We start from the raw sequence: 20,859 nt of genomic DNA, 5'->3' as shown, positions 1-20,859 counted from the left end.
TTCCAATTAATTATATTTGTTTACTCGGTTTTTCTTGTAAGAAAAACTTAGCATTCTATTTCTAATGACCTGGATAACAAGTAGACTTAAAACAACAACGATAATGATGACTCTCACAATGTTAGATAGCACCTCATCCTTAACAAAGTAACTAAGCAATGCATTACTATTAGTAAAAATAATTAATCCCCCAACACATATTGCTAAAATATTAATCGGTAAGATTTTAACTAGATATGCGGAAATAGGTGCTGCAATCAGTCCACCTGCACTAAGTGCTATTACAGCTAACCAATTGATATGTGTCATACCTAAGAAAATGATAAAACTTAACGACGCTGATAGTGTAACGAAAAACTCGCTTGCTGAGACTGTACCAATCACGTATCGTGGTTCCATCTTTTTACTAGATAAAAGTAACGGTGTATTAACAGGTCCCCATCCGCCACCGCCTATAGCATCTAAAAAACCTGCGATAGCACCTTGTGTCACCATTCTTATCCGGCCAAATTGACCTGAATAATGATGTTCATCGTTCATATGCTTAAATATAAATTGATATAATATATAAACGCCCATCGACAATAGAAATAAAGCAATCAGTGGCTTAATTGCATTAGCATTAATGCTTGTTAATACTGCTGCACCTAAAAATGCACTGATAGCACCTGGAATAGCTAATTTCAACATCGTTGGATAATGGACATTTTCAAACTTCCAATGTGAGGTCCCTGATGCTGCGGTAGTCGCTATTTCTGAAAAATGAACTGTAGCTGAGACAATAGCGGGTGCCACGCCAAAGGTTAATAGAATGGAGGATGATGACGCCCCAAACCCCATTCCAAGTGATCCATCTACTAATTGTGCTAAAAAGCCTGCTAGCGCAAAAATAAATAATTTCCGCATATTTCACCTTGCCCCCTATCTGGATGAATCCAGTGTTTTCAACCAGTTTATAAAAGACTGCTGTGCGTTGGGATGTTTATATTTTTCAGTTAAAATATCTTGAAGTAAGCTTTGCTTTTCAGATGATGTGAGTGCCTTTTCTTTAATAAGTTGTCTAGATTCATATAAAAAGTCAATGTAGTCTTCATAAGATTCATCATAAGTTTGTGCCAAATTTTGTATGATTTGCTTAGCTAGTTTAGGACTTGCTCCATCTGTTGATACACTTATTGTGAGTTTGCCTCTTCTAAGTTGATTAGGAAATGTGATATTACCCTCTTTTGCATTACCTACATGATTAAATAATGTATGTGGCCCTAGGTGATGTTTAATCTCATCATTCACTTGGTCATTATTTGTAGCAGCAATGACTAAGTCTGCATTTGCCACATCTGAGGGGTCAAATTCTTTTTGATGCCATGTTACCTGTTGTTGTTGGATAAGCCCATTTAAATATTCTGTTATATGAGGGCTTACTACGCGAATGTGGCTAGCATACTCAAGTAGCAATTCGACACGTCGTGTGGCTATTCGACCACCTCCGATAACCACAACATTCATTTGTGATAAATTAATCATGATTGGCATTTGCATGTGCCTCGTCACCTTTCCTATCCAAAATAATTATTTTAATATTCTAATAATTAAGTGTATCTTACTTAGCCAAGTTGACATTTTCTTTAAATGCTTGTTCTTCAAACCAACTGATTTTTTCTCTCATATTCACAACGTCTCCAACTATAATCATCGCCGGATTAGTAATTTCCTTTGCCTTATTTGTGATATCTTGCAATGTACCCGTTACTGTATGTTGTGATGTAGCTGTACCCATATGTACAAGTGCCACTGGTGTTTGAGGATTCTTACCAAATTTCACTAGTAATTCACAAATCTCCGGTAATCGTTTGACGCCCATATAAATACATAAGGTTTCAGGGCCTTGCGCTAAATGTTGCCAATACGCTTCCTTATCCATACCAGGTTTATTTACAGCAGTGATAAACGCTACAGATGAACTATAATCTCGATGTGTTACTGGGATACCTGCATATGCTGGTGCCGCTATCCCTGATGTAATTCCCGGAACAATTTCAAATGGAATATGATGTGTCGCCAATTGCTCCGCTTCTTCTCCGCCACGACCAAATACAAATGGATCTCCACCTTTTAACCGTGTGACTGTATGTCCTTTTTTAGCCAACTGTATCATCATACGATTTGTTTCTTCTTGAGGTAACGAATGTCTGTATGGGTCCTTGCCACAATAGAAAAACTTAGTGTTTGGCTCAGCATAGTCTAATATGTCTTTATTAATTAACCTGTCATACAAAATGACATCTGCTTCTTTAATTGCTCTAAGCCCTTTGATCGTTAATAATTCTGGATCTCCAGGTCCTGCACCTACTAAATAAACTTTGCCCATAGATACTCAACCCCTAACGCCATTTTTCTTTTAATTATGGAAATCTCTTCCATCATTCACTTTTGCTACCACCCCAGTGCGTATCATAAAATCACCAAAATGTTCATCCGGTAATTTTTCTTTTCCGTACTGTATGAGTAGCGGTCTTAACGTTTGTAAAATTTCGTTTTCATCAATATTTTCTTTATATAATTTATTGAGTCTTTCTCCTTTAAATCCACCACCTAAATACATATTGTATTTTCCTGGCGCTTTACCAATAAATGCGATTTCTGCTAAGGCTGGGCGAGCACACCCATTTGGGCATCCTGTCATTCGAATCGTAATGTCTTCTTCTTGAACCCCCGCTTCATCAAGTAAATTTTCAATTTTTGAAATGAGTGAAGGTAAATAACGTTCTGATTCTGCCATAGCAAGACCGCATGTTGGAAATGCTACACAAGCCATTGAATTACGTCTTAATCCAGTATAATAAGTACCATCTGTAAGTTGATATTTATCTATAATTTGTTGTATGTCGTTTTTCTTTTCTGGAGAAATGTTAGCAATGACCAAATTTTGATTAGGTGACAACCTGAAATCTCCAGTATGTGTCTCTGCAATTTCACGAAGTGCTGTTTTAAGTTGATAATCTTCAGTATCTTTTACACGTCCGTTTTGAATAAATAGCGTATAGTTCCAGTTATTCTCACCCTCTATCCATCCAAGACGATCGCCATTATGGTCAAACTCATAATCTTTTGCAGGTTCAATCTCCCAACCTAAGCGTCGATTTAGCTCTTCAGTCACCCAAGTTTCACCTAAACGATCAACTGTATATTTAAAACGTGCATTTTTACGATTTTCTCTATTACCATAATCTCGTTGAATCGTTAATAGTTTTTCACACACATCAACTGCTTTGTCTTTAGGAATGAAACCAATTAATCGACCTAACTGCGGGTATGTCTCTTTATTACCATGCGTCATACCCATACCACCACCAATAGTAATGTTAAAGCCAATTAATTCACCTTGCTCAATGATGGCAATCAAACCAATGTCTTGAGAATAAACGTCAATATCATTAGACGGTGGTACTGCAATACCAATTTTAAACTTACGAGGTAAATAGGTACTTCCATAAATGGGTTCTGATTCTTCACTTGAATCTAATACTTTTTCACCGTCTAACCATATTTCGTGATATGCTCCAGTACTAGGAAGTAAATGATTACTGATAGCTGTAGCATAATCATTTACTTCGGCATGTACTTTAGATTGATATGGATTGGGGTTACACATTGTATTTCGGTTAACGTCTCCACAGGCTGCTATCGAATCAAGTACAGATTGATTAATATCTTTCATAGATTGTTTTAAATTTCGTTTTAAAATACCATGAAATTGGAATGCTTGACGCGTTGTCAATTTGATGGTCTGGTTAGCATATTGATTCGAAATATCATCCATGGCTATCCATTGTTCTGGCGTAGCTTTGCCACCTGGTACACGTACACGAATCATAAAACTATAAGCAGGTTCTAATTTCTGTTTACGTCGTTCATCTCTTAAATCTCTATCATCTTGCATATAACTACCATGAAACTTTAATAACTTCGCATCATCTTGAGAAATCGCACCAGTGATAGGATTAGCTAATCCTTGTTCGATGGTACCTCTCAAATACTGGCTATCTGCCTTCAAATATTCCATTTGATCTAAATGATCATCTAATTCATCTGACAGTTTTTGATTTGATTTAACCATGTTTGACACCCTTTCCCGTTAATAGACGTCTCTTTGATATCTTTTCTCTCTCTTCATCTGCTTAAGATACGCTTCAGCATCTTCTTCGGATAAACTTTGTTCATTCATCAATACTTCCTTAATCGTTTGGTGTACATCTTTAGCCATTTGCTTTTCGTCCCCACATACGAAGATAGCTGCTCCATTTTGTATCCATTCATTAAACTGTTTACTATTTTCTAATATACGGTGTTGCACATACACTTTATGCTCAGTATCTCTAGAAAACGCAACATCTAGTTTCGATAAATAACCATTGTCTAACCATTCTTGCCAATCTGTTTGATAAAGAAAATCGGTTGTGAAATGTTGTTCACCGAAGAACAACCAAGTATTTCCTTTAAATCCTAATTCTTCTCTTTCCTGCATATAACTTCTGAAAGGTGCGACGCCTGTACCAGGTCCAATCATGATGACAGGTACTTCGCTTTCTTGTGGAAATTTAAAGTTTGGATTACGTTTTAAATAAATCGGTACCGTATCGCCGGGTTGCACACGTTCTGCAAATTGAACTGAGCAGACACCTGTTCGATCTCGACCATGAGAATGGTATCTTACCGCACCAACTGTAATATGTACTTCATCAGGCGTTGCTTTATAACTACTTGAAATAGAATATTCTCTAGGTGGTAACTTTCTCAATAGTTGATATAGGTTATCGGGTTGAAGTTCAGTCGTATTAAAATCGTTTAATAAATCGATAAGGTCTCGTCCTTCAATATAATTTTGAACCCATTCTTTATCTTGAACTTTTCCTTTTAATTCATCGTTATCAAATAGTGCTGATGCATTCTCTAATAATGGTTTCGTTAGTTTAGTAATTTCAAAATGCGATGTTAATGCCTCTTCAAGGTTTAATGTATCGCCATCTTCATTGATAAGCACTTGTTCTTCATAATCCCATCCTAATGTGCTGATTAATAATTCAACAATAGATGGATCATTTTGTGGTAATACCACAATACAATCGCCTGGTTCGTATTCCTCTCCAAAATTATCTAATAGTAATTCAACATGTCTTGTTTCTTTATTAGATCCTCTACCATTTAAATTAATGTTTTCTAATACTTCTGCTTCATATGGATTGGATTTAGAATATTTACGCTCCTTTGCTGATTTAATCGATTCGCTTACAACTTGCTCACTATCAGTATCTTTGGGTTTGGAGCCTATAGCATTAATGACGTTGGCCATCCATTTTTCGGCATCTTCTTCGTAATCGATATCACAATCTACACGGTCATATAATCGCTCAGCGCCTAATTCGGCTAATTTAAAGTCGAAATCTTTACCAGCTTGACAGAAATATTCGTATGATTGATCACCTAAAGCAAGTACTGAAAATCTCACACCTTCTAGTTTCGGTGCTTTACGCCCATGTAAGTATTCATGTAATTCAATAGCATTATCAGGTGGATCACCTTCGCCATGTGTCGATGTGATTATAAATAAATCTTCAACTTTTTTAATATCTTTAGGTTTAATGTCTTCCATAGATTTCAAGGTCACATTGTTACCCATATCTACAAGACGTTCTTCAAAGATTTCTGCTAAACTTTGGGCATTTCCTGTCTCTGAACCATATAAAATTGTAATGGCACGAGATTCTGGTGTAACTTCAGGTTCTTTATCAGCAAGCATTGTTTCAGTTTGTTGGTCTTGTTGTGCTATTTGATTCGACGTCACTGATTCATTGGTCTCAGCTTGTTGACTCGCTGTTAAATAACCACTTAACCAAAGCTTTTGTTCAGGTGTTAAAGTTGGTAGTAATTCATTAAGTTGTTTTGCTTGTTCCTCATTGAAAGGACTATTTGTGATGTTAATATTCACTAATTTCCACCTCTTGTCTTCAATCCTAGATTTTGAAAGTCTGGGTATCGTATGCTGTCATCTATCCTAGATTTTGACCTCATCATACTTGTTCAATCCAGTCATCATTTTAACGATGCGCTATTTATATTCTATTAGCTTCATTCATGACGCTTGCACCCAGATCCGATTACTTTAATTATGTACCAAACTGTTAAATGAGTAAACGAAATATGATGTCATTAGCCTCTGTTCAATCCTTATCGGAATACTAGGTTTTATACGTAAAAATTTTAACCCTATTTAAGGTTTGTCAGGAACATGTAATCCGCATTCAGTTTTGTCAAAATTTGACCAACGTCCTGCTCTGGAATCTTCAGAGTCTAATACTGGTGATGTACAAGGAATACAACCTATACTAGGATAATGATGATCATGTAACTCGTTATATGGTAATTGATGTTGTTTGATATATTGCCATACATCGTCTTCTGACCAGTATATTAGTGGGCAAACTTTGATTGAATGAAACCGTTCATCTTTATTAATAAAGTTAGTATGCGCTCTTGTTGGAGATTGTGCACGTCTCAGTCCTGATACCCAAGCTTTCGCCCCAGATAAGACCTCTTCTAGTGGTTTAATCTTTCTGATATAACAACATTGGTTAGGATTATTTTTCCATAACGCAGGATTATATTGATCAGCTTGTTCTTCCAATGTTAAATCAGGTTTCTTCATTTCGATACGTAATTCAGGATATGTTGTTTTTACTTCATCAATTAAGTTATATGTTTCTTGAAAATGCAAGTCAGTATCCAAAAAGACAATTTTGGCATTCGGTTTGATTTGATAAATTAAATCAATCAGCACCATACTTTCTGCACCAAAACTACATGAATAAACTAATTCATCTTCATATTGATCATATGCCCATTTTAATATTTGATATGCGCCCTTAGTGTCGTTATCAATGTTGAGGGAGTGTATAAAAGGGTCGCCCGTAAAATTATCGTATGTCATCGCTTTGACTGACATCTCTATCATCCCCCTATCAATTTTTATCCATTCTCTTTAAAACCTATCTGAATTGTCAGAATAATATGTTAATACATTAACTTTTTTTAATTTTAAAGTCAACCCATTTTATAAAAGTTGTCAGAAAATTAATATTTTAAATAAAAAAACGACCAGTATTAACTGATCGTTTCTTCTCTTTATAATTGGTCTATATTTTCAATTAAAGTAATCTTACCTTTTTTACTGTGAGCTATAACTGAGAAGTCATTATCTTTGTTGCTATCATAAATCAACTCATCACTTTTACGTTCGTCAGGTTCATAGTAGTGATCTAAAAATTCATCTTCAGTCACATTAGAAGGTGCTACACCTACACGATCTACTTTATCTCCAGAATAAAGTACCGCTAAATCACCATATTTTTCATAATATGTTTGACCACCATCAACCTTGCCTGAGGATTTACCAAATTTAGCTTCGACTTCTTTTCTTGTCATATCCTTATAAATGCCTTTATAGCCTTCAGTTGATGCAGATTTCATATACCCTTGATCAAAGTTACTACTAAACACATCAATCGTTGGTGCTTTCTCTGATGAGTTAGCCTCACTAGACGATGACTCTTTTGACTGACTATCATCTTTAGATTTCTTTTGTGTTTCAGTAGTTTGGTTATCACTATCATTGTCTTTAATTACATTATTGTAATAGTAGTAAGCACCATAAAGTAATGCACCAATTAATAAAATAAAGATAATTGAAAGTATTATAATCCAAATCGGTTTCTTATCTTTTTTATTTGGTTGAGGGGTATATCGATTACGATCTGGGTATGTTTGCTTTGATTGAGTTGCTTGAGTCTCTTGTTTTCCTTGTGATGACGGTTCCGCTTGTTTGATTTCTTTTTTTAATGTATTACCACACTTGTTACAAAATGCTTGTCCTGGTCTTACTTCATTGCCACAATTGGGACAATATTTCATTTTCCATCATTCCCTTCATAATGATTGTTTCATATTTTTCAGATTCTAAAAATATTGTTAACCAATATTTTAAATTACTTTTTATAAAAAGACTATCTTTTCTAAACAATTTCTAAAATTGATTTTTTTAATATTTAAGGAAATAAATAGGAACTGGCTCGGAATAATTGCTTATGAATTACTAGATTATTATTTTCAATACAAAAATAACCTAGGACGTACCAATTGTCCCAGGTTGATATATCATTAAAGATTATTGATTTTGATGTGTATCTTCATATCGAATTCGCTGTCGATATCCATACGTACTTTCTTTGATTAGTTCCTCATCAAGTAAACCTGCACCAATGGCACCTGCTACAGTTGAAATTGATGCTGCAAACCAAGGAATACTTAGATATAAATCAGGGCCGGCTGGTCCTTTAAGACTAATTTGTTGGCCTAAGAAATCGGCTGGTAAAAGCACTAATTCTGCAAATAAAAACATTAAGTACAGGATAATATAATAAATGATAACTGCAATAAATAACGTCATCACCGTGGTTAAATTATATAATAGTGTAATCCTTTTATTACTACTTTGCTTTGTGGACTCCCATAAATCATGTGACATCATAATCCATAGCAACATACCTAGTATCGCTATAATAGAGATGCCAAATAACCGCCACATCGAGAAATTATTAGCCATTTGCCACATGGTTGTAAATATTAAACCAAAGGCACCAGTAGTAAAAGCAATGGCAACAATGTTACTTAAACTCGCCATCATATTTAATGGATTGTTGGCAAATGTCATCCCACTGACTAATCTGAACATGCCTCTTGATCTAGAACTAGATAAATAGCGTATATGTTTTGACTCTGTGTCATCTAAATACACATGTGTCTTGTCTATTTTAGAAAGTGGGAACTGTTGTTTAACACTTTGTTCGATATGATCATTATTATCATAATTACGGTGGTCTTGCTCTGCATGATGAACTTCATTAATGATTGTCACAATCGCGTTTTTAAATCGTTTTTTAACCGGTCTCCAACCAAACGCAGGGTATGAAAAGATTGCTGCACCATTTCTCATATTGATATCCAGTGCCATCACACGTCTATGGTGAAATATCGGTAAATCTGTAATAGCTAATACATAATCCCATTTACGTTCATCATGATACTCTTGAACCTTTGTAAATATTTCTTCTACTCTCTCCGCATAGCCAGTTAGAGGGTCAACAACTAAATCAATTTCCCATTCGACTTGATTATCATGTTGTTCTGATAAAATGTCAGGTATATCTTCCATTAAATTCTCTGCTAACTTTTCAGTAACACCAGGTGCTACAACTAATCCTATGACTTTTCTTTCAGACATTAATAACCCTCCTCTCTATGATCTTGTTTTTTCTCTTCATATTCATCGTCATCACTATCATCACTAGTAGACTGTCTTTCAACCTCTTGTTGTGATGGCTCATGTTGTTCTTGTTCTTCTTTTTCTTCTTGTGCTTCCTTGTAACGATGGTATTGACGATATGAATACGTAATCTTTCTTATTTTCTCTTCATCTTCTACTGTAGATCCCATTGCTCCCGCTAATAAGCCTAGTGATGATACAAACCAAATTAATTTGACGTAATTCATAAACGTAAATTCTGCTTGTGCACTGGTCCAACTATTAAATAAACTTACTGGCACAAACAATGTAATACTCACAATTAATAATAGATACAATATGAAATAATTGATTAGCGTAATCACTATCAGTGTCAACATTGTTGTGGCATTGTATATCCATCTATACGTTCTTTGTGATTTGGCTGTTTTTCTTTCGATTAATTTATGTGCATATAATAACCAACATGCCATACCAACAATAGAAATAATCATTAATATAATAAATCTGATCGGTGAGTAAATGACACTAAGCTCCCACGGCATAGAAAAAATAGACACATATGTCCCTGTAGCAAAGGCAACAGAAATAATTTTTTTGAAGTTAAAAATATTTTTCCATGGTTTATTAGCACGCGTTAAACCACAAATTAACTGAATCCAACCTATAATCATAAATGGATTAATATATCGTCTTTTGGGGGATTCGTCTTCTTCAGGTTCTACCGATTTTAAATGGATGAATGGATGGGTGCTGGTCTTTGATAGTGGTTCGTTATAATATAGTTGTTCAATCATCGTAGTAATACTACTAATTAACTTTCTTTTTAAATCAATCGCACCCAAGGAAGGTAATGATAACATTGCAACTTGCTTTTCATTATTGAAATCACTAACGACAACCTTTTTGCCAGAAATACTAGGAAGGTCTGTGACACATATTGCGAAATCCCAATGTTTTTCATTTTTGATTTGTTCTGCTTTATCAACACTCTCATGTACATCTTCGGCAGAACCAATAATTAAATCCTCTTTAACTTCAAAGTTCCATTGACTATCATCATTAATCCTTTGTGTCAGCAATTGCTTGATTTTGGGAATAATCTTCGTCACATGTTCATGTGCAACGCCAGGTGATGGTACTAATCCTACTGTATACATCGGTGAAACCTCCTTTCTTTAATATAATTAAAATAGCAATACAATGTTCTAATTTTACAATGGATCACATCATGTCATCTATCTTCGATATATTCAAAATAATTTGCACGCAAATTATATTATAGACTCATAGAGAAATTTCAAACCTTTTCAATAAAAAAATCAATATCAATCCATAATAACGATATTGATTATATTTGACAAATAACATGTATCCATAATTACTTTTTATAAATAATTAATTGTGTATATAGGTTTATTCCTCAAATAAAAAACCTTGAAAGGAACGGATTATTGCTCCTTTCAAGGTAAAACACCAATTCTATTTTATATTATTATTTCTTATCATCATTCTTGAATCGACGTGTTACTTTATCGACAAAGTTATCTTTGTTATGTGTTTCATTTTCAAATTGGCTTTGAGAATGTTCTGTATCATGACGGTCTACATCATGATGATCTTCTCTGTGACGGTTGTCTTCTCTGCGATCTACATCGAATCCGTTACGTGCGTCTCTTCCTTCTACGTTACGATCATCATGTCTGCTTTCTGTATCTTCAAATCGACGATCTGTGTCTTGGCGATTAGCTTCATGACGGTCTACATCATGATGATCTTCTCTGTGGCGGTCGTCTTCTCTACGATCTGCATCGAATCCGTTACGTGCGTCTCTTCCTTCTACGTTACGATTATCATGTCTGCTTTCTGTATCTTCGAATCGACGGTCTGTATCTTGGTGATTGGCATCACGATGGTCTACATCATGATGGTCTGCTCTATGGCGGTCGTCTTCTCTGCGATCTGCATCGAATCCGTTACGTGCGTCTCTTCCTTCTACATCACGATCATGTCTATCTTCTACATCGTGATGATGTTTACGATTGTCATCATTTAAATGTTCTGCTTTATCATGATGCTTATCCTTTGAATGTTTGTTATGGACACCGTCTTTATCCTTGATATCATGCTTATCTTTATTTTTTCTAACTAATAACATAATACCTGCAATAATCCAGAATAAAGCAGCAATCCAGTTCATTACTAATGAAAGTACACCAGCAATGATGAGTAAAACACCTGCTAATTTAGCCTTTTTCTTAATTAATAATGTCGCAATTAGTGCAATTACTAAAATAACTAAACCATAAATAAGTCCAACTTTAAAAATAGATGGTAATAACTCAGACATATGTGATGATGAGTCTACGGCTGGATTTGAAGCAGCCTGTTCTTTAGCTTGTCTTTTAATTTCTTTTTGTACTTCACTCGTACCACCAAACATGGCACCAATGCCTAAACCTAATAATATAAATAATTGAGTAATGATCCCTAACCAAGCAAGAATCCGTTCAATTGTCCTTTTCATTAAATGACACCTCTTTCTTTGTTTCTTTATCATTACCCAATTGAAATACCATGTATGCTTAAATTATAAAATTAAATTGGTAATAATTTTATTTTTACTATTATATCAGTGGTTTATTAGTTTTATTTTTTTAATTGATTTACATATTTTGAGTATAAATAGGACGTCATTTTATACGTCAAGAGGTAAAGAACACTTACCATTATTATCACACTTATAAAACTAGTTATAAATATACCTTTGCTAACTTCTCCAAATAATCCGAGTACATTATATATTATTTTAGAGGCAACCACTGTATGGAATATACTCACAATAAACGGAACGCTAAATAACCAAATTAACTGTTGATCTAATATATGTTTGATATCATCATTATCTAGTCCTAGATGTGCCATCGTAACATAATGATCAACATCTTCTTGCGCCTCTGATACTTGCTTATAGTAAATGATCAAGAATATTCCAATCACTAAAACGAAAGAAACTAAACTTCCCACAAATATTAAACCGCCATTGAAGTTATAAAACATCTTAATAAATGATTCATAGCTAGTAATATTGATATGATGTTTTTGTTCAAGTTTATGAATATCGGGCGTGTCTTTCCCTTTTAAATCGTACGCATTAAATTCAATCATCGTGTGTGTGACTTGATCGTCAGCTTTGGATGAATTTTTAGTATAATATTGGATGATTTGGTCACGTTCTTTGTCATTTTTAACAATTAAATTAATGTTTTCGCTGAATCTTATAGAATTCACATTGGTTTCTTCAACAGGTTTAATATTAAAGGATTTTCCTCTTAGTACTAAACTGTCATTCAAATCTAGCATTTGCATGCTCGTGTTCACACCGATTTCATTTGATTTTAAATGTAGCGGGCGATTAAATTGGTTATAATCATTCAATGTCATAATCGTAATAAATACATTTTTAGTACTCCAAGGATCAATATTGAACTCGTTTGGTGAATCACTTGGTTTGAGTAAACGTCGATAATCTGAACGATTGTCTAAAAGTACATTAAACATGGATTGGGTATATATTTTCGGTGTATCTGAATGTATATTTTGTTTAATATCTTCGGTTACTGCTTTAACCTTTTGAGCTACCTTTTTATCCTGATGAAAATCACCTTCAATACTGGTAAGATATTGATTTTTCCACATATTGCGAACATTCTCACCCATACTTCTGTATGTCGTGACGGTCATCCCTAAAGTAACAATCAAGAACGTACATAATATCGCGATACTTGCTAACCCTACTGCATTCGATTTCATACGTGCTCTTAATCCTGATATCAAAAAGAAACGTTTAGGTCGATAGTAAAACTTAGACAACTTTTGTAACCTTTCAATGAGTAAAACACTCAATGATATAAATAATAAATATGTACCTATAAATACAAAGAATATAGCAACAAATAATGCCAAAATCGACTCTGCTGGCGTATTATTTTGTAAAGCTATACGATAACCATTACCAACACATAACATCCCGATAATTAACAAACTATAATTGAATACCTTTTGAAATCGATAATTACGATACGCTTTCTTATTCATTAATTGCATAGGATTTTGCATAGTGATTTTAAATACATTAATCATTAATAATAATATCATGACGATTGATAATAATAGCAATGTTATCCACATGGCTTTAAAATCAAATGGATAGGCACTTAGGTAACCTTCCCGTCCTGTCGTTACTTTACGAATAAACATAAATAAGAGTGCACCGAATAAATATCCTCCAACGATACTCAATAATGCGATAATACAATATTTTACTATGGATTCTATTAATATTATGATGCTAAGATGACGTTTTTCCATACCTAAAATAATATAAAGTGAATAGGTCTTTTGTTGTTGTTTTAAGACAAATTGATTAGCATAAATGATAAAAATGATAGCTAATAATGACATGAATACATTTCCAATTATTGCAAAAACACCTAGTAATTGATGATGTTGTTGAATATATGTATTAGTGGTTAATGATAATAGTATGTATTCAATCGCAAATATCGTACTTGAAGACAAAATAAATGGTATGATGATATGCCGTTGCGTTACAAAATGGCGTTTAACAATTGTCCAAATCATTGTTAGGGGCACGTTAACTACTCCCTTCCATTTATAATTGCTAAACTATCAGCAATGCGCTTTTGATATGCTATCCGGTTTTCTTCTCCACGATATATCTCATGATATAAACGACCATCTTTAATAAAAACAACACGATTAGCATACGAAGCATCAATAGTAGAGTGCGTAACCATTAAAATCGTTTGTTGTTGTTGATTGAGGTGTTGAAATAATTGCATTAACTGTTTCGAACTTTTTGAATCAAGCGCCCCCGTTGGTTCGTCTGCTAATAATAGTTGAGGATGCGTAATAAGCGCACGTGCTATAGCAACGCGTTGTTTTTGTCCACCAGAAATTTGATTTGGAAATTGATTTAAGATGTCACTAATATTAAGTTGTCGACTCACTTTGTCTAGACGTTCTTGCATCGTATGAACAGATTGATTACTTAAGACAAGTGGCATTAAAATATTATCTTTATTTGTCATTGATTCTAAAATATTAAATTCTTGAAAGACAAATCCTAGTTGTTCTCGTCGAAACTGAGCAATATCTCTTTTTTTCAATGACGATAAGGATTGACCATTCAATTGAATGGTACCTTCCGTATATTGATCAAATGTAGCAATCAGTTGTAATAATGTAGATTTACCAGATCCTGATTCACCCATAATGGCTACAAACTCACCAGTATCAACTAATAAATTCATATCGCTTAAGGCTTCAGTTCTATTTAAACCCTTTCCAAATACCTTTTTGACATGTTTGACTTCTAGTAACATATGGACGCTCCTTTCTAATACCAACTCTATTTTATATTAAAAAAGGACCAACAACATTTATAATTTCTTACAAATCTTGTTGGCCATCTTACAATTTTGAAAGTTAGCTTTGCGTTGGAAAGCTAATTGTAAATTGTGTACCTTTATTCAATTCTGATGTTACTTCAACATTTAAATTCAGATGTTGCGCAATATGTTTAACGATAAACAATCCAATGCCGCTTGAGGATTCATTAAGGCTACCATTGTAACCAGAATATCCTTTGTCAAAGATTTTCGGCAAGTCTGCTTGACTAATACCAATCCCGTTATCTTTAATAGATAATTGTTGAGACGTTGAGTCAAAGTCAATCCAAATATCTTTTCCACGTGCATATTTTAATGCGTTATTCAGTATCTGTTCTATCAATATTGAAGTCCATTGTGCATCTGTTAAGATACTATCATCATTAGATTGATAATGAATTTTAGTATGTTGTTCAATAAAGTGAATTCGATATTTCATAATTAAAGGTTTAATTAAATCATCTATGTTCACCTCTGTGATTGTCATATCCGAGGCTTCATTAAGTAATTTTAAGTAACTTAGTGCTAAACGAGTATAGTTATCAATTTGTACAATTTCTTGTCTCACTTGATTGGCAACATTAGGTTCATTACGTTCTAGCAATAGTTGCGATGCAGTGATTGGCGTTTTGATTTGATGTACCCATGTTAAGAAATAACTTTCAACATCTTTACGATATTCAATTTGTTTGTTTTTCATTTCAAATAGTTCTTCTTCGAGTGATACTACTTTTTCTTTAAGTTCTTCTTGTTTTTGAAAACCTAAATAACTGATCCACCAATAAATGCACATAATAAATAAAATAATTGCTACACCAAGCATTAGCGCACTTTGGGGGAGTGAAAACACAAAGAAAATGAGTACAAACAGTAAGGATATAAACGTAACAATCGCTATTTCATTTTTAATTGATTTAATAAACGTTAGTAACATCTTATTTACACCCTATATCCCACATTTTTCTTCGTTTCAATAAAATCTGTTAAGCCAATTTGACTTAATTTTTTTCGCAATCGTGTCATATTTACAGCCAAAGTATTATCATCAATATAATTCTCTGATTCCCAACATTTTTCAATTAAAGCTGTTCGATTTACAAATTTACCTTCATTTTGAAACAACAGTTTAACGATTTGAAGTTCTGTTAAAGACAGTTGTGTCACATCATCTTGAAACATTAACTTAGCCTCATCAACAATCAGTTTACACCCTTTAACATTTAATTCGTTATTAGATACAGCTAAATCATAAGTTCGTCGTAATAAAGCTTGTACTTTAGCAACTGTTAACGATAAATTAAATGGTTTCTCAATAAAATCATCGCCACCCATTTGTATCGCCATTATTTGATCCATATTATCTGTCCTTGAACTAATAAATATAATAGGTACGTTTGAGATTTTTCTCATTTCTTGGCACCAATGGAAGCCATTTAAAGTTGGTAAATTAATATCTAGTAGTACTAAGTCAGGTAGATAGTCTTTGAAATCATCTAAAACATGTGAAAACTTTTTTGCCATCTTAACGTCATAGTTCCATTTCTTAAGTTCATTCGCTAAACTTTCTGCAATGACTAAGTCATCTTCTACTATCAAAATCTTCATTGAGATACACCTTTCGTTGCGTTACATTGATTTATCTTGATGTTCGACTTGATTTTCATCAGTTTGAGTGTCATTTGATGCCTTTTTAGCAGCTTCATTTTTCTTTCTTCTTTTTTCTTCATAAATACTTAATGCAATAAAACCTATGATGAATAATGGAGATAACATAACAAATATCATTTTTTTCACCTCGTTTATTTTAAGCATGAGTTTCCATGGTGGCAAAATGGCTTCCAATTTCTCTCTTGCTATACTCTATTTAATATCTATTTTACATGTTTATTATTGAAAGTACATTTGTTAAGAATCCTCCGTTCATAAAATCCCCTTTTATCCATGTTTACAATCTATTTACAAGAACCACACATCTAATCAAAATGCCTTGCTTATACTTAAATTGTAATGCATTTATACATATATTAGGGGGCCATTTTAAATGAAATTATTTAATCAATATACTAAATACTTATTGTCAGGTAGTATCATTGCTGCAACATTATTAAGTAGTACGAATGTATCTTTAGCTTCTGGGACAAATACAGAGGACAACAAAAAACCAAGTAATGATGAAGCTATTGCTTTCGGTAATACTAAAAACCCTAAAAATGTCATTTTCTTAGTTGGCGATGGAATGGGTCCTTCTTTCAATACTGCTTATCGTTATTATCAAAATGATCCTTCAGCTAAATCGATGAAACCCACTACATTTGATAAATATTTAAAGGGTACTAACCGTACTTATCCTAATGATCCTAAGGAAAATATTACAGATTCTGCGGCAGGCGCTACAGCATTTAGTTCAGGTCATAAAACGTATAATGGTGCCATTGGTGTCGATGCTAATAAGAAAAATGTTAAAACTGTGTTAGAAAGTGCAAAAGAAAAAGGTAAATCTACGGGTCTTGTATCTACAGCAGAAATCACTGATGCAACTCCAGCAGCCTATGCCTCACATGTCGATTCTCGTGATAAAAAAATGAAATTGCGAAACAGTTTTATAATGATAAAATTAACGGCAAACATAAAGTAGATGTCATTTTAGGTGGCGGTTCTAAATATTTTGGTAAAGATAATGGAAATTTAGATCAAAAATTCAAAAAAGATGGTTACGATGTGGTTTCTAATAAAAATGAACTGAATCAATCGACTAGCAATCAGGTATTAGGTTTATTCTCTGAGAAAGATATGCCACTTCAAATTGATGCGCCAGAAAGCAACCCATTATTAGTAGATATGGAAAACAGTGCTTTAAGTAAACTTGAAAAGAATGATAAAGGTTTCTTCTTAATGGTAGAAGGTGCGTCTATTGACAAAGCTGCACATCCAAATGATGTTACGGGTGTAATGTCTGAAATGCAAGGGTTTGATAAAGCTTTCTCAAATGCGATTAACTATGCTAAACAACATAAAGATACACTTGTTGTAGCAACAGCAGATCATTCTACAGGTGGTATGACCATTGGTAAAGGCAAAGATTACAAATGGAATCCTCAATCAATCCATCAAATGAAACATTCTGGCATGTATATGACAAAAGAAATTGCTGCTGGTAAAGACCCTGAAAAAGTAATCAACGATGGTTATGGTATTGACTTCCCTAAAGAACAACTTGATAAAGTTAAAAAAGAAGCTAAAAAGCTGAAGAAATTAACAAAATCAGGCAAAGATGAAAAAGATCCAAAAGTTGTCGAACAAACTACACGTCTTCAAGATGCAATTCAAAAACCAATCAATGATGCGTCACATACAGGTTGGACGACTTACGGTCATACTGGTGAAGATGTAAATACGTATGCATATGGTCCTGGATCTAATCAATTCAAAGGAAATAAAGAAAATACAGATAGTGCAAAAAATATCTTTGATTTCTTTGCTAATGACATAAAATAAACTTTGATATTAAATAATCCGAGATGAGCGTGACTCATCCCGGATTATTTTAATGTATTCATCTAATTACTTATGATACATATTAATATTCAATATTAGGCGCTTGGTTTACATGGTTTTGATATTTTTTAAATGCATAGTAACCTGCACCAACTAAAGTTAATAATATAGCGAATTTTTTCATCATAAAAACTCCTTCTTCGATTATTCATTTCAACTATCGCTTTGAAATTCTTATGACATAATTATACACTTTTTTTCAACAATTTTAAAAACCTTATTATCAATGTGTTGAAAAAACATAAATTAATTTTAATATACTTCATCGACATTCTTTTTTTCAATAACACACAACACGTCGATTTTAATGTGTTGATGTCTCCGTTGTTTGTGATATTGCTATATGCAATGCATCTACAAATTGATACATTAATGGAGACCAATTATTTTCATTTTTTCGTGATGTTGTACTCATATCTTGATTAATAAATAATGCTTTTCGTAATGCAGTTGTTAACTCTAATTGCACACCAGTGCTATTTTCATTTTTATTAATAAAATTATCCTCATTTAATCCGCCTAAATATTCAGGCGGCACTTGTACAGCAAAGCCTCTACTTTCCAATTGTGATTGAATCGCATCTCTTAGGTCAGACTTAGCGCCGCCTAAGAATACAATTTGGTCGTCTCCTTTAGCTCCATGAATAGAAATGGTAGCCGCACGTCCTTCAATCATTTGATGTAAAGTTGGATCATCATAATGTGTAGACGTCACATGCAATTGTGTATTGTTAGATGGTCTAGTGGCTTCAAATGAAAAATAATCATAACCGCCTTGTTGTGCAAGTAACTTTGTTAACTCAGACGTACCTTGTTCTATATTACCTCCATGAGGCGCAACGATCAGCACTTGGTTGCCTTGGTCACGAGTTTCCTTCTTCCAATCTATGCCTTCTTTAGTTTCTCGTTCAAGTTGGGTCATTGAAGTGTAATAATCTTTATGCGTACTTTCAACCGGTATGATTGGTTTAGCATCTGAATGAGCACCTGTTGATGGTAGGTTAGTGTCTTTCGAACTTGCGCTCGTTTGGGTTGTAGTTGAAGTTGTCGGTGTTACTGGTTTCGTTGAAGAAGCAGTCGTCGTTGATGGTTTAGTACTTGGCAGTGACGTTGATGACGAAGGTGCTTTGGCAGTACTAGTTGATGTCTTGGATACCGTCTTCGATGTCTGGCTCGGTGGACGCGTCGTTGTAGATGTTTTCGTCGATGTTGTTGATTTTGATGGTGTTGTAGTCGTATGTTGTGTCGCATTCGTTGGTTTAGTTGTTGATGTCTTAGATACCGTTGCTTTTGTTATAGGTGCTTTTGTTGTTGTGGTATGGTTTGTCGATGTCTTAGTCATTGTTGTACTGCTTTTATGGTGTGTAGATGTAGGTGCCTTAGCAGATGTTGGTTTTTGTGTATGACTCGTGCTTGTCTTAATTGTAGATGTTCGACTTGTTTTAGGAGCTGAAACAGATACCGTTTTCACTGTTTGAGTTGGTTGCTTAATAGTTGCTACTTTCGTCGTCGTTTTCACTGTAGTTGGAGCCTTAACTGTCGTTGTGACATGTTTCACAGGTGTCTTCGTTTGGGATATATGAGGTGCTATCGATGGTGTTCGTGTTTGATTATGAGTGCTCGTGTGGTTGTGAGTCGTTTGTACAGTAGAGGCATGGGCAGTGGCTTGTTGAGTCACGACACTTATCGTTCCTAAACTAATTGACGCAGTGATTAAACCTAACGTTATTTTAACAATTGGTTTAGTTTTTTTAGTTACATATCTTTTCATTCATAAACTCCTTAAAATAAAATACTTTTATCCTATGTTAACTTATCCATTGGAAATAGCAATATTTTTATTTAATATATCATCTATTTATTACATTATTAACAAAAATTTTAAAAATACTATGTAGGAGTTTAATATTTTTAACATCATTACTTAACATTCACCATTACTTCTTTAATATCATAAAAATCCCCTGTTACATCATATGCAACAAGGGCCTCTCAAAAGTATTAGTTACTCTTGTCCTTTTAAATGTTCAATATGTTTGAAGCCATCTCTTTGGTTGGCTAACGCTTCCATTATATCGTACCAATTGTTTCCTACTTTTTGTTGAATCGTTTGTAACAAGTGATCTTGTGCGTAATTGAGCTCATTAATTAACGCATTGCCTTTATCCGTAGCAAATAACTGCTTAACACGTCTATCTTTTTCTGATGTTTGCTCAATGATAAGTTCTTTTTCTTTTAGCGTTCTCAGTGTGGCATGAGAACCTTGCTTTGATATTTCCAATGTTTGAAGTAACTCTTTTATTGTAATTCCAGGTAATTTATTGATAAAAAATAAAAAACGGTGATGTTGGCGACTCATACCGTATTGCTCAATAATGTCATCCGCTGTCGTTACAAAGGTTTTATATGCAAAGTAAAATAGCATATGCTCATAATCGTTTTTATTTGTCGACATGTACTTTCTTTCCTTTTCTA

At 33.8% G+C, this 20,859-nt stretch carries 18 protein-coding genes and 1 pseudogene; 1 reads left to right on the top strand and 18 read right to left on the bottom strand.

Annotation, left to right across the window (positions count from 1 at the left end; translation table 11 throughout):
• Nucleotides 1-6 precede the first annotated feature (6 nt).
• From P7F85_RS01245 to P7F85_RS01175, 15 genes are all read right to left on the bottom strand, one after another.
• Entirely contained in the window at nucleotides 7-906 is a 900-nt protein-coding gene (locus P7F85_RS01245; protein WP_002465389.1) for a sulfite exporter TauE/SafE family protein, read from the bottom strand.
• A gap of 15 nt (nucleotides 907-921) precedes the next feature.
• Entirely contained in the window at nucleotides 922-1,539 is a 618-nt protein-coding gene (locus P7F85_RS01240; protein ID WP_002465385.1) for an NAD(P)-binding protein, read from the bottom strand.
• Between the two features lie 61 nt (nucleotides 1,540-1,600).
• Nucleotides 1,601-2,368 (bottom strand): uroporphyrinogen-III C-methyltransferase, encoded by a 768-nt coding sequence (gene cobA, locus P7F85_RS01235; RefSeq protein ID WP_002465384.1) that lies wholly within the window; start codon nucleotides 2,366-2,368, stop codon nucleotides 1,601-1,603.
• A 30-nt stretch (nucleotides 2,369-2,398) separates the two neighbouring features.
• On the bottom strand, nucleotides 2,399-4,117 hold the full coding sequence (locus P7F85_RS01230; protein WP_046464455.1) for an NADPH-dependent assimilatory sulfite reductase hemoprotein subunit: 1,719 nt from the start codon (nucleotides 4,115-4,117) through the stop codon (nucleotides 2,399-2,401).
• A gap of 18 nt (nucleotides 4,118-4,135) precedes the next feature.
• The gene (locus P7F85_RS01225; protein ID WP_002465368.1) at nucleotides 4,136-5,986 is read right to left on the bottom strand and encodes an assimilatory sulfite reductase (NADPH) flavoprotein subunit; all 1,851 of its coding nucleotides are present in this window, start codon (nucleotides 5,984-5,986) and stop codon (nucleotides 4,136-4,138) included.
• 282 nt (nucleotides 5,987-6,268) lie between these two features.
• Nucleotides 6,269-7,000: a phosphoadenylyl-sulfate reductase gene (locus P7F85_RS01220; RefSeq protein ID WP_015364648.1), complete on the bottom strand. Its 732-nt coding sequence runs from the start codon at nucleotides 6,998-7,000 to the stop codon at nucleotides 6,269-6,271.
• 179 nt (nucleotides 7,001-7,179) lie between these two features.
• Nucleotides 7,180-7,965 (bottom strand): zinc ribbon domain-containing protein, encoded by a 786-nt coding sequence (locus P7F85_RS01215; protein ID WP_002465379.1) that lies wholly within the window; start codon nucleotides 7,963-7,965, stop codon nucleotides 7,180-7,182.
• Between the two features lie 253 nt (nucleotides 7,966-8,218).
• Nucleotides 8,219-9,334: a hypothetical protein gene (locus P7F85_RS01210; RefSeq protein ID WP_002465373.1), complete on the bottom strand. Its 1,116-nt coding sequence runs from the start codon at nucleotides 9,332-9,334 to the stop codon at nucleotides 8,219-8,221.
• Nucleotides 9,334-10,515, bottom strand: a complete 1,182-nt coding sequence (locus P7F85_RS01205) for a hypothetical protein (RefSeq protein ID WP_002465390.1) — start codon at nucleotides 10,513-10,515, stop codon at nucleotides 9,334-9,336. The genes P7F85_RS01210 and P7F85_RS01205 overlap by 1 nt, the downstream gene beginning before the upstream one ends.
• A 335-nt stretch (nucleotides 10,516-10,850) precedes the next feature.
• The gene (locus tag P7F85_RS01200; protein ID WP_015364646.1) at nucleotides 10,851-11,882 is read right to left on the bottom strand and encodes a DUF4064 domain-containing protein; all 1,032 of its coding nucleotides are present in this window, start codon (nucleotides 11,880-11,882) and stop codon (nucleotides 10,851-10,853) included.
• Between the two features lie 122 nt (nucleotides 11,883-12,004).
• A complete protein-coding gene (locus P7F85_RS01195; protein ID WP_015364645.1) occupies nucleotides 12,005-13,999 on the bottom strand; it encodes an ABC transporter permease in 1,995 nt (664 codons plus the stop codon).
• A 17-nt stretch (nucleotides 14,000-14,016) separates the two neighbouring features.
• Complete coding sequence (locus P7F85_RS01190) at nucleotides 14,017-14,763, bottom strand: ABC transporter ATP-binding protein (protein ID WP_447158555.1); 747 nt, start codon at nucleotides 14,761-14,763, stop codon at nucleotides 14,017-14,019.
• A 103-nt stretch (nucleotides 14,764-14,866) separates the two neighbouring features.
• A complete protein-coding gene (locus P7F85_RS01185; protein WP_002467359.1) occupies nucleotides 14,867-15,763 on the bottom strand; it encodes a sensor histidine kinase in 897 nt (298 codons plus the stop codon).
• A gap of 5 nt (nucleotides 15,764-15,768) precedes the next feature.
• Nucleotides 15,769-16,434, bottom strand: coding sequence for a response regulator transcription factor (locus tag P7F85_RS01180; RefSeq protein WP_046464456.1), 666 nt, complete (start codon nucleotides 16,432-16,434; stop codon nucleotides 15,769-15,771).
• Between the two features lie 21 nt (nucleotides 16,435-16,455).
• Nucleotides 16,456-16,614, bottom strand: a complete 159-nt coding sequence (locus P7F85_RS01175; RefSeq protein WP_002467360.1) for a hypothetical protein — start codon at nucleotides 16,612-16,614, stop codon at nucleotides 16,456-16,458.
• A gap of 256 nt (nucleotides 16,615-16,870) precedes the next feature.
• Here P7F85_RS01175 and P7F85_RS01170 point away from each other — a divergent pair.
• Nucleotides 16,871-18,324: pseudogene (locus P7F85_RS01170) on the top strand (alkaline phosphatase).
• An 82-nt stretch (nucleotides 18,325-18,406) separates the two neighbouring features.
• On the opposite strand, the gene P7F85_RS01165 reads toward P7F85_RS01170, so the two are convergent.
• The 3 genes from P7F85_RS01165 to P7F85_RS01155 form a co-directional block, all read right to left on the bottom strand.
• Nucleotides 18,407-18,508: an SE2200 family small protein gene (locus P7F85_RS01165; RefSeq protein WP_015364644.1), complete on the bottom strand. Its 102-nt coding sequence runs from the start codon at nucleotides 18,506-18,508 to the stop codon at nucleotides 18,407-18,409.
• Nucleotides 18,509-18,688: 180 nt separating this feature from the next.
• Nucleotides 18,689-20,155 (bottom strand): poly-gamma-glutamate hydrolase family protein, encoded by a 1,467-nt coding sequence (locus P7F85_RS01160; protein ID WP_002467351.1) that lies wholly within the window; start codon nucleotides 20,153-20,155, stop codon nucleotides 18,689-18,691.
• A gap of 234 nt (nucleotides 20,156-20,389) precedes the next feature.
• Nucleotides 20,390-20,839, bottom strand: a complete 450-nt coding sequence (locus tag P7F85_RS01155; protein ID WP_002467363.1) for a MarR family winged helix-turn-helix transcriptional regulator — start codon at nucleotides 20,837-20,839, stop codon at nucleotides 20,390-20,392.
• Between the last annotated feature and the right edge of the window lie 20 nt (nucleotides 20,840-20,859).

The organism is Staphylococcus sp. aM, from assembly GCF_052975125.1.
The sequence above is the reverse complement of the archived record's forward strand: the minus strand, read 5'-3'. Positions and strand labels throughout refer to the sequence as shown.

What these genes read in the sequence shown, in the direction of transcription:
- P7F85_RS01245 (WP_002465389.1), bottom strand. Translation starts at nt 906, where the DNA reads ATGCGGAAATTATTTATTTTTGCGCTAGCAGGCTTTTTAGCACAATTA.
- P7F85_RS01240 (WP_002465385.1), bottom strand. Translation starts at nt 1,539, where the DNA reads ATGCAAATGCCAATCATGATTAATTTATCACAAATGAATGTTGTGGTT.
- cobA (WP_002465384.1), bottom strand. Translation starts at nt 2,368, where the DNA reads ATGGGCAAAGTTTATTTAGTAGGTGCAGGACCTGGAGATCCAGAATTA.
- P7F85_RS01230 (WP_046464455.1), bottom strand. Translation starts at nt 4,117, where the DNA reads ATGGTTAAATCAAATCAAAAACTGTCAGATGAATTAGATGATCATTTA.
- P7F85_RS01220 (WP_015364648.1), bottom strand. Translation starts at nt 7,000, where the DNA reads ATGTCAGTCAAAGCGATGACATACGATAATTTTACGGGCGACCCTTTT.
- P7F85_RS01215 (WP_002465379.1), bottom strand. Translation starts at nt 7,965, where the DNA reads ATGAAATATTGTCCCAATTGTGGCAATGAAGTAAGACCAGGACAAGCA.
- P7F85_RS01210 (WP_002465373.1), bottom strand. Translation starts at nt 9,334, where the DNA reads ATGTCTGAAAGAAAAGTCATAGGATTAGTTGTAGCACCTGGTGTTACT.
- P7F85_RS01205 (WP_002465390.1), bottom strand. Translation starts at nt 10,515, where the DNA reads ATGTATACAGTAGGATTAGTACCATCACCTGGCGTTGCACATGAACAT.
- P7F85_RS01200 (WP_015364646.1), bottom strand. Translation starts at nt 11,882, where the DNA reads ATGAAAAGGACAATTGAACGGATTCTTGCTTGGTTAGGGATCATTACT.
- P7F85_RS01195 (WP_015364645.1), bottom strand. Translation starts at nt 13,999, where the DNA reads ATGATTTGGACAATTGTTAAACGCCATTTTGTAACGCAACGGCATATC.
- P7F85_RS01190 (WP_447158555.1), bottom strand. Translation starts at nt 14,763, where the DNA reads ATGTTACTAGAAGTCAAACATGTCAAAAAGGTATTTGGAAAGGGTTTA.
- P7F85_RS01185 (WP_002467359.1), bottom strand. Translation starts at nt 15,763, where the DNA reads ATGTTACTAACGTTTATTAAATCAATTAAAAATGAAATAGCGATTGTT.
- P7F85_RS01180 (WP_046464456.1), bottom strand. Translation starts at nt 16,434, where the DNA reads ATGAAGATTTTGATAGTAGAAGATGACTTAGTCATTGCAGAAAGTTTA.
- P7F85_RS01175 (WP_002467360.1), bottom strand. Translation starts at nt 16,614, where the DNA reads ATGATATTTGTTATGTTATCTCCATTATTCATCATAGGTTTTATTGCA.
- P7F85_RS01165 (WP_015364644.1), bottom strand. Translation starts at nt 18,508, where the DNA reads ATGAAAAAATTCGCTATATTATTAACTTTAGTTGGTGCAGGTTACTAT.
- P7F85_RS01160 (WP_002467351.1), bottom strand. Translation starts at nt 20,155, where the DNA reads ATGAAAAGATATGTAACTAAAAAAACTAAACCAATTGTTAAAATAACG.
- P7F85_RS01155 (WP_002467363.1), bottom strand. Translation starts at nt 20,839, where the DNA reads ATGTCGACAAATAAAAACGATTATGAGCATATGCTATTTTACTTTGCA.